Here is a 12,779-nt window from a genome sequence, read left to right on the forward strand (position 1 = left end):
CCGCGGTACCACCTTAGTTCGCCACTTGTGGCGCCCTCAAAATCGAATAACGGTCGATGGACCGGACCTTCCTACTTCGTTCAAAAGGTCAGCTCCGAGGCGACTTCCGCACCATCCTTCGCGGCCTCGCACCAAGCGGCCGCGTCTCTGAAAAAGGATGTTGTTGGCGTACTATTCCTCATCGTAGCTTTTAATCGTATCTGTTAAACAATTGTAGCGACAGAAGATGGTTCCGTCAAGATTACAATGAAAACTCTTGTTGCAGCTCTTTGAACGTCGCGTCGACCGCTGCGAGCGTCAAGTCGATATCTTCGTCCGTATGCACGGTCGAGAGGAACAATCCTTCGAACTGTGACGGTGGCAAGAACACGCCGCGCGCCGCCATCTTCTGATAGTAAGCACGGAACAAGTCGAGGTTCGCCGTCTTCGCCTTCTCGAAGTTCGTCACTTTCTCGTTCGTGAAGAAGAATCCGAACATCGAGCCGGCCCGGTTCGTGTCGTGCGGGATGTTATACTTCTCGGCTGCTTTCGTATAGCCTTCGGCAAGACGGTCCGCTTTGCGTTCGAACTCAGCATAGTGCTCAGGCTTGAGTTGCGACAACGTCGTATAGCCGGCGATCATCGCGAGTGGGTTACCCGAGAGCGTCCCTGCCTGGTAAATCGGTCCTTGCGGCGCGATTTGTTCCATAATCTCGCGTTTCCCGCCATAGGCACCGACCGGTAGGCCGCCGCCGATGACTTTCCCGAGGCACGTCAAGTCCGGCGTCACGCCGAAGTAGCCTTGGGCACAGTTATAGCCGACCCGGAATCCGGTCATGACCTCGTCAAAGATGAGAAGCGAACCGTATTGTTCCGTGATTTCGCGGAGTCCTTCGAGGAAGCCAGGTTGCGGTGGTACGAAGCCCATGTTGCCGGCCGCCGGTTCGACGATGACACCAGCGATATCGTCGCCGAACTTCTCGAAGGCGATGCGGAGGGCATCCAAATCGTTATATGGCACCGTGAGCGTCTGGCTCGCCAAGTCTTTTGGTACGCCCGGCGAGTCCGGGAGACCGAGTGTCGCGACACCTGATCCGGCTTTGATGAGGAGCGAGTCGCCGTGACCGTGATAGCAGCCTTCGAACTTCAAGATTTTCGTCTTGCCCGTGTAACCGCGTGCGAGGCGGAGTGCCGCCATCGTCGCTTCCGTACCCGAGTTGACCATGCGCACCATCTCGATTGATGGGACGCGCTCGATGACGAGCTCGGCCATTTTTGTTTCGAGCTCGGTCGGTGTCCCGAACGTCCAGCCTTTCTCGGCTTGCTCTTGAATCGCCTTCGTGACGACAGGGTCGCGGTGGCCGAGGATGAGTGGTCCCCATGAGAGGACGTAATCGATATATTCGTTGCCATCGATATCGTAGACGCGTGAGCCTTCACCGCGTTCAGCGAAGATTGGCGTCATGCCGACTGATTTATAGGCACGGACCGGGCTGTTCACCCCGCCCGGCATGAGCGGACGTGCTTGTTCGAACGCCGCTTCTGAGCGTGTTTGTTTGTAGGTCATCTTTAATCGGCAAGGATACCCTTACTCCAATCGTGTCCCGGGCACAGCCCGACGATTAGTGGGGGGGAGGAATTTCCATCATTTTCGGTATGGGACACAATAATGCTAAACATGTGCATGATAACCGTTCCTGAACTCCTACCTTGCCTCCTCCCTTCTATTGGTTAAGTCAATTCATTCTCCGCTAAAAAAACGGGTATCGTTTATATAGCGAAAGGTGGTGAGCACCATGTCTACAATCACTGCAAAAATACAAATCTACATCCAAGACTCTCAAGCCGCTACTCTGAGGGCGACGATGGACGCGTACCGGTCGGCCTGTGACTGGCTGTCGGGACACGTCTTCGAGACGAGGGACCTGAACCAGGCGAGTCTCAACGACTCGCACTATGCCGAGCTCCGGCAACGTTTCGGCCTGAAGAGCCAGATGGCCCAGTCGGTCATGAAGACGGTGATCGCTAGGTACAAGTCGGCGAAGTCGAACGGGCACGCGTGGTCCCGGGTCGAGTTCAAGCGTCTCGAGTACGACCTCGTCTGGAACCGCGACTACTCGCTCACCCGGGACCGGTTCAGCGTGAACACGCTGGACGGCCGGATCAAGGTGGACTATGCGCGCAAGGGCATGAGACGGTACTTCAACGGGACGTGGCGATTCGGAACGGCCAAACTCGTGCACAAACACGAGAAATGGTTCCTGCACATCCCCGTGACGAAGGCGCTCCCCGAACTCGACGACGCCCGTGTCACCAACGTCGTCGGCGTGGACCTCGGCATCAACTTCCTGGCGGTCACGTACGACAGCCAGGGCGAGACCGCCTTCTACGATGGAAGAACGGTGAAGCACAAGCGAGGCACGTTCAAAGCCACCCGCAAACAGCTGCAACGACGGCAGACCCCATCGGCCCGCAAGCGGCTGAGACAGCTCGGCTCGAGAGAAAACCGTTATGTGACCGATGTGAACCATCAGGTCACGAAGGCACTCGTCGACCGACACCCGAGGGGCACGCTGTTCGTGCTAGAAGATTTGACTGGCATCCGTGCCGCCACAGAGAAGGTGCGCGCGAGAAACCGCTACGTCTCCGTGTCGTGGGCGTTCTACCAGTTCCGTCAGATGCTCGCGTACAAGGCCGCGTTGAACGGGCAAAGGGTGATCGTCGTCGACCCGAGACACACCTCCCAGACCTGCCCGACATGCGGGCACACCGAGAAGGCGAACCGGGACAAGAAGCTGCACCTCTTCCAATGCAAGAACTGCCGGTACCGGTCGAACGACGACCGGGTCGGCGCGATGAACCTGCATCAGAAAGGCATCGAACACATCGGTGCAGGTGCCACGGGAGCATGACTCCCGTGGCAGGGGCGAGGTCGGCCGTCCCGATGTTCCGCCACGCGAAGGTAGGAGGCCGAGCGCCGTCCGCACTACCGGGCAGGAACGAGCGTAACCGCACTCTACGAGGGTAGAGGCGCCGTCAAGTCCTCGACGGACGCAAGCCCCCGCTTCAAACGGACCGTCAGTTCGTTAAGTGGTGGGTTGTTGACGCGTAGTCTCCTTCCAAATAGCGACAGACGTCTTTTGCGAAATACGTGACGATGAGGTCCGCACCGGCCCGTTTGAAGCCGACCATCGTCTCCATGACGATGCGCTCTTCATCGACCCAGTCGTTCAAAGCAGCCGCTTTGACCATGGCATACTCTCCGCTCACGTTATACGCCACGATCGGCATATCGAGCGAGTCGCGCATGTCACGGATGATGTCCATGAACGCGAGCGCCGGTTTGACAATCATGAAGTCGGCGCCTTGCTCGACGTCCGATTGTGATTCCCGGAACGCTTCACGGCGGTTCGCCGGGTCCATTTGATAGCCTTTGCGGTCGCCTTCACCAGGTGCCGATTGGGCCGCGTCACGGAACGGTCCGTAGTACGCCGATGCGTACTTGACGCCGTAACTCATGATCGGGATATGGTTGAATCCGTTTTGGTCGAGTCCTTCACGGATCGCGGCGACGAAACCGTCCATCATCGAGCTCGGCGCGATGATGTCAGCGCCTGCTTGCGCTTGCGTGATGGCCGTCTGGACGTGAAGTGGTAGCGACGCGTCGTTATCGACGTCACCGTTCTTCACGATGCCGCAGTGGCCTGTCGACGTATATTCGCACAGACATGTGTCCGCGATGACCGTGAGCTGTGGTGCCCACTCTTTCACTTTACGGATCGCTTCTTGGACGATGCCGTGGTCATGATACGCTTCCGTGCCTTCCGGGTCTTTATGTTCAGGTACGCCGAACAAGAGCACCGATTGAATACCGAGGTCGACAATCTCGTTGATCTCGTCTTCGAGACGGTCGAGCGAGAAGTTGAAGACGCCCGGCATCGAGCTGACTTCGCGTTTAATGTCTGTCCCTTCGATGATGAAGAGCGGGTAAATCAAATCTTCTTTCCGAACATGGTTTTCACGTACGAGTGCACGCATTGACTTCGATGAACGAAGACGACGATGACGGTCAAACTGGTTCATGAAAAATCCTCCCCTATACACTGTATTAATGCATCCATAGTATAACACTCAGGCACTCGGACCGGTAACGTCGACACTTCCCGGACGGCGCGCTCGGTCACTTCACCGATGGCGTACCACGTCCCGTGGAAATGGTCGAGGTATGGCGTGAGGGCACGGACGGCGGACGGGCTGAGGACGAGGAGCGCCTCGATTCCTTCGAGCGCCTCGACTTCCGTCTCTGTCAGTTCACGGCCGATCGTCTCATAGACGACCCAGTCGTGGACGTTTTCGAGCTTTGCCATATGCGCCGTGTTCGCCAAGTCGCCCCGGGCGAACAAGACGACCTCGTCTGCTTTTACGACAGTCGCAAGGTCACGGAACAACGCCTCGCCTGTAAACGTCTCCGGCATGAGCGCGACCGTGAATCCTACGGTCTCGAGTGCTTGTTTCGTTTTCTCGCCGACGGCCGCGACTTTGACGTCACGCGGGACGTCACTGAGTGCCGGCACCGCTGTCTGGCTCGTCACGACGAGCCAATCGAATTGACTGATCGGCATCTGATTGTGCGTCAATCTCGTCTCGATGAGCGGGACGTGATGAACGGAAAGACCGCTCGCGGTGAGCCGGGCTCGCTGCGAAGCGGTCAGTCGTTTTGTCCCTGTGTACCAGACGTCACACATTGACCGAGGCGAGAATTTCGCGCCCGCCGCGTCCGAGCAAATCGTCTGCTACGTCTTTCCCGAGTGCGACCGCGTCTGACGACGTCTTCGTCACACGGAGCACTTCTTTGCCGTCGACCGAGGCGATGAGGCCTGTGAGTGTCACGTCGTCGCCATCGACCGTCGCATAACCGCCGACCGGTACGTGACAGCTGCCTTCGATTGCCTTGAGGAACGTCCGCTCGGCCGTTGCGGCTTTCGCCGTCACGTCGTCATGGAGCAATTGTAGAATTGCCGTCACTTCAGTGTCGTCCTTCCGGCTTTCGATGGCAAGCACACCTTGTCCGACGGCTGGGACCATCATATCGGCGTCAAGCGCTTCGAAGTCGACGCGGTCCGTCCAACCCATGCGCTCGAGCCCGGCTTTGGCGAGCAAGATGGCGTTGAAGTTTTCTGTCTCGAGTTTTTTAAGGCGCGTGTCGATGTTGCCGCGAATCCATTGAATGTCGAAATCCGGGCGGGCGGCGAGCATTTGAGCACCACGGCGCAGTGAGCTCGTCCCGATGACGGCACCTTCTGGGAGCGTCTCGAGCGTATAGCCGTTCTCGCAGATGAGCACGTCACGGGCGTCGACGCGTTTCGGCATGCAGCTGATATAGAGTTCTTCCGGCAACTCGGCCGGCACGTCTTTCATGCTGTGGACGGCGAAATCGATGTCGCCGGCAATCATCTGTTGCTGAATCTCTTTGACGAACAACCCTTTGCCGCCGACTTTCGAGAGTTGCACGTCGACGATTTGGTCCCCTTTCGTCACGATCTCTTTGATTTCGAACTCGTTTTGAGCTCCGGCTTTCTTCAATTGATCGATGACCCATTTCGTCTGTGTCATCGCAAGTTGTGAGCGGCGTGAGCCGACGATAATTTTACGCATGATCGGTTATCCCCTTCATAGAAAAAGGCGACGAGATCCGCCGCCTTTTTTTGTTTTGTATTAGCGCATCAAGGCGCGAAGTGGTGCTTTCGCTGACATTGCTTCGGCTTCTTCCGTTTCCGGTTCGGCGTCAGGGACGTCGACATCCAGACCGAACGTCTCCACGAACTGATTGATGCGTGTGTTCGCATCCGGTTGAGCGGCGGCGTCTTTGATGTAATCAATCGGTTCACGAAGCATCTGGTTGATGATTGACTTCATATGCTTGCCGATGACTTTTTTATCGCGGTCCGACAGATGATCGAGCTTGCGCTCGAGGCTTTCCATCGTCTCTTCTTGAATGTTGAGCGCACGGGCGCGCAATTCATTCATGATCGGCACGACACCGAGCGTGATGAGCCACGTTTGGAACTCTTGAATCGCCTCATCGATTTTGATTTCAATCTTTTCGGCTTCAATGAGACGGGCCGCCAAGTTTTTATTGACGATGCCGTTCAAGTCATCCACATCGAACAAGTGGACGCCCGGAAGCGCCCGGACCGCTGGATCGATATCTCGCGGCACGGCAATGTCGATTAACAACAGTGGACGTTCCCGGCGGAGCAGTTGAGCTGCGGCGACATCATCATAGGCGATGACCGCTTCTTTCGCACCGGTCGAGCTAATTAAAATATCGGCGTCAAGCAAGCCGCAAGCAATCTCACGGATCGAGTGGGCCCGGCCTTTGAACTTGTCGGCGACCGCTTTCGCTTTGCTCTCGGTCCGGTTAAAGACGGCAATCTGTTTCGCACCGGCCTCGAACAAGTTGAGCGTCGTCAACTCGCCTGTCTCACCCGCACCGACGACGACGACTTGTTTGTCATCGAGCGACGAATACATTTCCTGAGCGAGCGTGACTGCTGCCGCGCTGACCGATACCGACATTTCCCCAATTTGCGTGTCAGTATGGGCACGTTTGGCGAGCGTCACGGCTTCTTTGAACAGTTTGTTGAACACCGTTCCCGTCGTCCCGTTCTCTTGGGCGCGGAAGAAGCTCGATTTCACTTGTCCTAAAATCTGTGTTTCCCCAATGATCATCGAATCGAGTCCAGACGTGACGCGGAACAAGTGGCGAATCGCCTCTTCTCCTTCACGAATCGATAAATAAGGGGTGAATTGGTCCATCTCTAAATCAAACCAGTTCGCTAAAAACCGTTTTGTATAATAACGACCCGTATGGAGCTGGTCTGTGACGACATATAGCTCTGTTCGGTTACAAGTCGACAAAATAACCGATTCAAATATGCTTTTCTCTTCGCGAAGTGCAATCATCGCATCCACGATTTCTTGCTCCCCAAACGAGAACTGCTCCCGAATCGCGACAGGGGCTGTCTTGTTATTTAGTCCAACGACGACAATATGCATGTACCTCTTCCCCTCATCCAAAATCCACCGACGGTTGTCTCTTCTTTTTCACATCTCTACCGTACATTATAACAATTTTTATTTAGGAACTATAATCTTCTGTTCGATTTTTGTGAAATAATTTAAGAACTTTTTGTGACAAAAAAAAGTAGAAACGGACATAGAGACCATTTCTACTTGATTCCTCATTTTAAAGAGGATGGATCGGTGATGATTGTACTCTCTTGGGTCTTTTCTTCTTCCTCCGCTTCGAGGTAATGTTTCCGTTCCCTCAGCTTGTAAATGCGGACGATATTTTGAACGACGACTTTCGCCACCGCGTAGAACGGAACCGCGATGAGCATCCCGATAATCCCGGCCAAGTTCCCGGCGACGAGCAAGACGATGATGATCGTCAGCGGGTGCACCTTGAGCGACTTGCCTTGGATGAGCGGCGAGATGACGTTCGATTCGATTTGTTGGACGATGATGATGACGACGATGACCCAAAGCACTTTAATCGGATCTTGGATGAAAGCGACGACGACAGCCGGTGCCGCACCGAGGAACGGTCCGACGTACGGGATGATGTTCGTCACCATCATGAAGAGCGCGAGTAGGATGGCATAGTCGAGTCCGATAATCCATAATCCGATGAGCGACGTGATCCCGACGAAGAACGCCACAATCAACTGGGCATGGACGTAGTTTTTAACCGTCGTGTGCATGTCATGTAAGATGTTGCGTGTCTCACGCTCATAGCTCGACGGCAACAACTTCACGATTGAGTCCGGAAGACGTTTCCCGTCAAGTAACATATACAAAAGCATGAACGGAATGACGACGATTGTGATGACGGCCGACGTGATGAAGCCGACAAGACGACCGAACGATGACGCGACATTCCCGAAGACGTCTCCGAGATACGACGTCACGTTATTCGTGAAGTCGGTGAACATATCGTCATTCTCGGCGATGAAGCGTGACAAGAACTCATTTTGCATGAGCGAGTCACGGACGGCGAACGCCTGTACCTGTAATTCCTTGGCAATGCTCGGCATCGCGTTGACGAGTGACGTCACCTGCTCCGCGAGTACTGGGCCGAGGATGCTGAAGACGAGCGTAAAGATCAGCACGAGTCCACCAAGCGTAATCCCGACGGCGAGCGGCCGTTTGCCGTCCATCCGTTTTTCTAAGAAATCGACAATCCCGACTAAGAAATAATAAAAAAGTCCGGCAATGATGAGCGGTACCGTGACGAGCGCCAAAATGACTTGGACTGGTTGGAACACGAATGAAATTTCCGTCCCGACCCAGATGACCAAGAAAATCGTCAGCGTCCAAAATAAAAAGCGGTACCATTTGTTCTGAAACATGATTTGCATCTTTCCACCTCGTTCTCTATTCTCTTGTCTTATGTAATTAGGACAATTATACGATAATTACCCGCTCTCGTAACCCTGAAAACAAAAAAGACGAGGGGTTGCCCTCGTCTTCGGTCAATCTTCTTCGCGTGTCAATAAATCATAAATTGCTTTCCATGCCTCGTCTTTTCCTTCTGCCGTCTCCGCCGAGAACGCGACGAACCGGTCAGTCGATTCAAATTGAAGCTTGCGTTTGACGGCCGCTTCATGTTTTTGACGCTGCGCTTTTTTGATTTTATCGAGCTTCGTTGCCACGACGATGACCGGAATCTCGTAATGCTTCAAGAAGTTGTACATCGTCACGTCGTCACTTGACGGCTCATGACGGATATCGACCAAGAGGACAACGCCGCGAAGCGCGCTCTGTGACGTCAAATATTGCTCCATCATGATGCCCCACTTCTCCCGCTCCGTCTTTGAGACTTTCGCGTAGCCGTAGCCCGGGACGTCGACGAACATGATTTCATCGTTGATGTTGAAGAAGTTCAGCGTCTGCGTCTTCCCTGGCTTCGAAGACGTCCGTGCGAGTGCTTTGCGCTGACAAATCTTGTTGATGAACGATGACTTCCCGACGTTCGAACGTCCGGCGAGTGCGACTTCCGGTAACTCATGAATCGGGTAATGGTCAGGTGCGACGGCACTCGTGACAAATTCTGCTTTAGTGATTTTCATTATTTAATTTCCTCCAAATGCTACTTCTAATACTTGATCGAGCGTCGTGACCGGGACGAACGTCAGTTTCTCACGGACGGTGTCTTGAATGTCATCGATGTCACGCTCATTGTCTTTCGGAATGACGATGGTCGTCAAGCCGGCTCGGTGTGCGGCGAGCGCTTTCTCTTTCAATCCACCGATTGGCAGGACGCGGCCGCGGAGCGTGATTTCCCCGGTCATCCCGATGTCACGGCGGACTTTCTTCCCGGTCAACGCCGAGATGAGCGCCGTCGCGATTGTAATCCCCGCCGACGGACCGTCTTTCGGGACGGCACCTTCCGGCACGTGGATATGCACGTCTTGGCGCTCGTAGAACGTCGGGTCAATCCCGAACCGTTCCGCGTTTGAACGGACGTAGCTATACGCCGTCTGCGCCGACTCTTGCATGACGTCACCGAGTTTCCCCGTCAACTGGAGCTTGCCTTTACCAGGTGCGAGTGCGACTTCAATCGTGAGCGTGTCGCCCCCGAACGCCGTGTAGGCGAGTCCGGTGACAGCACCGATCGAGTCTTCCGTCTCCCCTTTGCCATAGCGGTACTTCGGTTTCCCGAGGTAGTCGCCGAGGCTCTTCAATGAGACGGTGACGCGTTTCTTCTCGCCGATGGCGATTTGCTTCGCCGCTTTCCGGCAAAGTGAACCGATGACGCGTTCCAAGTTCCGGACACCGGCCTCACGCGTGTAACGGCGAACGACTTCGTAAAGTGCGTCCTCTTTAATCGTGAGCTGGCTCTTCTTCAAGCCGTGCTCTTTATACTGTTTCGGTACCAAGTGACGCTTGGCGATCTCGACTTTCTCGAGTTCCGTGTAGCCGCCGATTTGGATGAGTTCCATCCGGTCAAGGAGCGGCGCCGGAATTTGCGAGACGTCGTTCGCCGTCGCGATGAAGAGCACGTTCGATAAGTCGAACGGTTCCTCGATATAGTGGTCCGAGAACGAAACGTTCTGTTCCGGGTCGAGCACTTCGAGCATAGCCGACGCCGGGTCACCCCGGAAATCGGACGCCATCTTGTCGATCTCGTCGAGCAAGAACACCGGGTTTTTGCTCTCGGCCTGTTTCAAGCCACGGATGATGCGGCCTGGCATCGCACCGATATATGTGCGACGGTGCCCACGAATCTCGGCCTCGTCACGCACCCCGCCGAGCGAGACACGGACGAAGTGACGTTCGAGCGCTGACGCGATCGAGCGGGCGAGTGACGTCTTCCCGACCCCTGGAGGTCCGGCAAGACAAAGAATCGGTCCACGGAGCGAGTTCGTCAATTGACGGACCGCCAAGTACTCGAGGATTCGGTCTTTCACCGACTCGAGCCCGTAGTGGTCGTCATCTAACACATCGGCCGCATGTTTGACGTCGAGTTTATCTTCCGTCTCGATGCCCCACGGGAGCGAGGCGATCCAGTCGAGATAGTTGCGGATGACAGCGTACTCGGGTGACGTCGCCGGGACGACGTTCAACCGCTCGGCTTCGCGCATGACGTTCTTCCGTGTCGTCTCCGGCAAATCGAGCGCCTCGAGTTTCTCACGGAGACGGTTCGGTTCAGACTCTTGCGACTGGTCGCCGAGCTCTTGCTGAATCGTCTTCATCTGTTCGCGCAAATAGTACTCTTTCTGTGCCTGTTCGATCGTCTTCTTCGTCCGTTCGCGCAACTCTTGCTCGAGCTCGATGATTTCGACCTCGTGCGTCATAATCTCAAGCAGCTCTAAGCCGCGTTTGACGGCGTCCGGTTCTTCGAGCATCGCTTGGCGGATATCGACGTCGACGTCGAGCTTCGAAGCGATATAGTCGGTCAACGACTCGAGCCGTTCATACATCTCGAAACGACGACGCTCGTCCGGTGACAATCCTTTGATGGACCCGACAAGTTTTCCGAACTGTTCTTTCAATAAGCGCACGAGTGCCGTCCGCTCGACTTCTTCCCCTTCGACGAGTTCAAGTGGCTCGACGTCTGCGAACCAGCCTTCCTTCGTCTCTTCGATCGAGTTGATCTTGACGCGTTCTTTCCCGACCAAGCGGACGCGGACCGTCTCGTTCGACAGCTCGCTCATCTTGGCGATATGGACGCGCGTCCCGATCGCGTACAAGTCTTCCGGTTCAGGTGATTCTTTCCCCGTCTCTTTTTGTGTCACGACAATCAAATCTGTCTCGTGTTCCTTTGCGGCAAGGAGTGCTCGTAGGGAGAGCGGACGCCCCACGTCGATTGTTACTCCGATGAGCGGATACACCACGACTCCACGCAAAGGAAGGATTGGTAATTGTTCCATTACAACGCCTCCTGTGCAAAAAGGCCCAAAACTCGGATGTGCCGAGTGTTTGAGCCTTTTTCGTTCAAAATTATGCTGTCTCTTTATTGTCGCCTGTCTGTTCGACAGTACCATCGCGAAGTACGTATTTCGGACCGGCAAGACCCGTAATCGTTTCATCCGTGATGATGACTTTCTCGATATCGTCGCGCGATGGGACAGTGAACATCACATCGAGCATCATTTCTTCGATAATCGAGCGGAGACCGCGTGCGCCTGTCTTACGTTTGATCGCAAGTTTGGCGATTTCAACCAACGCCTCGTCTGTGAACGAGAGTTCGACATCGTCGAGTTCGAGCATTTTCTCGTACTGACGAACGAGGGCGTTCTTCGGCTTCGTCAAGATCTCGACGAGTGCTTCTTCGTCAAGCGTCGTGAGCGTCGCCATGACCGGTAAACGACCGATGAATTCCGGAATCAATCCGAACTTCTGAAGGTCTTCCGGAAGCGCGCGGGCGAGCAAGTCTTCTTGCGTCAACTCGCGGTTTTCTTGGTCGTTCCCAAATCCGATGACTTTCTTCCCGATGCGGCGTTTGACGACCGCTTCAATGCCAGCGAACGCGCCGCCGACGATGAACAAGATGTTCGTCGTATCGATTTGGATGAACTCTTGATGCGGATGCTTACGTCCACCTTGCGGCGGCACGCTTGCGACCGTACCTTCCAAGATTTTAAGAAGTGCCTGCTGAACGCCTTCACCCGATACGTCACGCGTGATCGATGGGTTTTCCGACTTACGGGCAATCTTATCGATTTCATCGATGTAGATAATCCCTTTTTCAGCCTTCTCGACATCATAGTCAGCCGATTGAATCAACTTGAGCAAGATGTTCTCGACGTCTTCCCCGACGTAACCGGCTTCCGTCAAGCTCGTCGCGTCCGCGATTGCGAACGGGACGTTCAAGACGCGAGCCATCGTCTGAGCGAGAAGCGTCTTACCGCTACCCGTTGGTCCAATCATGACGATGTTCGACTTCGAAAGTTCGACATCATCAGAACGGCCACCGGCGTTGATGCGTTTATAGTGGTTATAGACAGCTACTGAAAGCGCACGTTTGGCGCGGTCTTGACCAATGACATAATCGTCTAGGATGTTACGAATCTCTTGTGGTTTTGGAATGTCTTTAAATTCAACTTCTTCCTCCACACCGAGCTCTTCCTCAACGATTTCATTGCAAAGTTCGATACATTCGTCACAAATGTATACGCCAGGACCGGCGACTAATTTACGGACTTGTTCTTGCGATTTTCCGCAAAACGAGCACTTGAGTTGCCCCTTTTCCTCGTTAAATTTGAACATTCGGTACACCCCTTCTAAATGAA

Annotated in this window: 10 protein-coding genes and 1 other annotated feature (1 of these 11 running past the window's edge); of the genes, 1 reads left to right on the plus strand and 9 read right to left on the minus strand. The window is 54.7% G+C overall.

What is annotated here, in order from left to right:
• Nucleotides 1-194 (minus strand) — a binding site (T-box leader); it reaches 26 nt to the left of the window's first position.
• Nucleotides 195-241: 47 nt separating this feature from the next.
• Nucleotides 242-1,546, minus strand: coding sequence for a glutamate-1-semialdehyde 2,1-aminomutase (gene hemL / locus ACZ2GZ_RS10920; RefSeq protein WP_058763202.1), 1,305 nt, complete (start codon nt 1,544-1,546; stop codon nt 242-244).
• Between the two features lie 229 nt (nt 1,547-1,775).
• Here hemL and ACZ2GZ_RS10925 point away from each other — a divergent pair, with 229 nt between their 5' ends.
• Complete coding sequence (locus ACZ2GZ_RS10925; RefSeq protein ID WP_214713951.1) at nt 1,776-2,891, plus strand: RNA-guided endonuclease InsQ/TnpB family protein; 1,116 nt, start codon at nt 1,776-1,778, stop codon at nt 2,889-2,891.
• A gap of 166 nt (nt 2,892-3,057) precedes the next feature.
• On the opposite strand, the gene hemB is transcribed toward ACZ2GZ_RS10925, so the two are convergent.
• From hemB to clpX, 8 genes are all read right to left on the minus strand, one after another.
• On the minus strand, nt 3,058-4,062 hold the full coding sequence (gene hemB, locus ACZ2GZ_RS10930; RefSeq protein WP_214713953.1) for a porphobilinogen synthase: 1,005 nt from the start codon (nt 4,060-4,062) through the stop codon (nt 3,058-3,060).
• Nucleotides 4,059-4,724, minus strand: a complete 666-nt coding sequence (locus ACZ2GZ_RS10935) for a uroporphyrinogen-III synthase (protein ID WP_214713955.1) — start codon at nt 4,722-4,724, stop codon at nt 4,059-4,061. The genes hemB and ACZ2GZ_RS10935 overlap by 4 nt, the downstream gene beginning before the upstream one ends.
• Nucleotides 4,717-5,634 (minus strand): hydroxymethylbilane synthase, encoded by a 918-nt coding sequence (gene hemC / locus ACZ2GZ_RS10940; protein WP_214713958.1) that lies wholly within the window; start codon nt 5,632-5,634, stop codon nt 4,717-4,719. Before hemC ends, ACZ2GZ_RS10935 begins: the two co-directional genes overlap by 8 nt.
• A 60-nt stretch (nt 5,635-5,694) precedes the next feature.
• Nucleotides 5,695-7,038, minus strand: coding sequence for a glutamyl-tRNA reductase (gene hemA / locus ACZ2GZ_RS10945; RefSeq protein ID WP_021066849.1), 1,344 nt, complete (start codon nt 7,036-7,038; stop codon nt 5,695-5,697).
• A 185-nt stretch (nt 7,039-7,223) separates the two neighbouring features.
• Entirely contained in the window at nt 7,224-8,402 is a 1,179-nt protein-coding gene (locus ACZ2GZ_RS10950; RefSeq protein ID WP_035385682.1) for an AI-2E family transporter, read from the minus strand.
• Nucleotides 8,403-8,516: 114 nt separating this feature from the next.
• The gene (gene yihA, locus ACZ2GZ_RS10955) at nt 8,517-9,113 is read right to left on the minus strand and encodes a ribosome biogenesis GTP-binding protein YihA/YsxC (protein WP_021066847.1); all 597 of its coding nucleotides are present in this window, start codon (nt 9,111-9,113) and stop codon (nt 8,517-8,519) included.
• 3 nt (nt 9,114-9,116) lie between these two features.
• Nucleotides 9,117-11,417 carry an endopeptidase La gene (lon, locus tag ACZ2GZ_RS10960; RefSeq protein ID WP_021066846.1) on the minus strand — a complete coding sequence of 767 codons (2,301 nt, stop codon included), beginning with the start codon at nt 11,415-11,417 and terminating at the stop codon, nt 9,117-9,119.
• A gap of 70 nt (nt 11,418-11,487) precedes the next feature.
• Nucleotides 11,488-12,756: an ATP-dependent protease ATP-binding subunit ClpX gene (clpX, locus tag ACZ2GZ_RS10965; RefSeq protein WP_021066845.1), complete on the minus strand. Its 1,269-nt coding sequence runs from the start codon at nt 12,754-12,756 to the stop codon at nt 11,488-11,490.
• Between the last annotated feature and the right edge of the window lie 23 nt (nt 12,757-12,779).

Source organism: Exiguobacterium sp. KKT215, assembly GCF_055635335.1.

What these genes read in the sequence shown, in the direction of transcription:
- hemL (WP_058763202.1), bottom strand. Translation starts at nt 1,546, where the DNA reads ATGACCTACAAACAAACACGCTCAGAAGCGGCGTTCGAACAAGCACGT.
- ACZ2GZ_RS10925 (WP_214713951.1), top strand. Translation starts at nt 1,776, where the DNA reads ATGTCTACAATCACTGCAAAAATACAAATCTACATCCAAGACTCTCAA.
- hemB (WP_214713953.1), bottom strand. Translation starts at nt 4,062, where the DNA reads ATGAACCAGTTTGACCGTCATCGTCGTCTTCGTTCATCGAAGTCAATG.
- ACZ2GZ_RS10935 (WP_214713955.1), bottom strand. Translation starts at nt 4,724, where the DNA reads ATGTGTGACGTCTGGTACACAGGGACAAAACGACTGACCGCTTCGCAG.
- hemC (WP_214713958.1), bottom strand. Translation starts at nt 5,634, where the DNA reads ATGCGTAAAATTATCGTCGGCTCACGCCGCTCACAACTTGCGATGACA.
- hemA (WP_021066849.1), bottom strand. Translation starts at nt 7,038, where the DNA reads ATGCATATTGTCGTCGTTGGACTAAATAACAAGACAGCCCCTGTCGCG.
- ACZ2GZ_RS10950 (WP_035385682.1), bottom strand. Translation starts at nt 8,402, where the DNA reads ATGCAAATCATGTTTCAGAACAAATGGTACCGCTTTTTATTTTGGACG.
- yihA (WP_021066847.1), bottom strand. Translation starts at nt 9,113, where the DNA reads ATGAAAATCACTAAAGCAGAATTTGTCACGAGTGCCGTCGCACCTGAC.
- lon (WP_021066846.1), bottom strand. Translation starts at nt 11,417, where the DNA reads ATGGAACAATTACCAATCCTTCCTTTGCGTGGAGTCGTGGTGTATCCG.
- clpX (WP_021066845.1), bottom strand. Translation starts at nt 12,756, where the DNA reads ATGTTCAAATTTAACGAGGAAAAGGGGCAACTCAAGTGCTCGTTTTGC.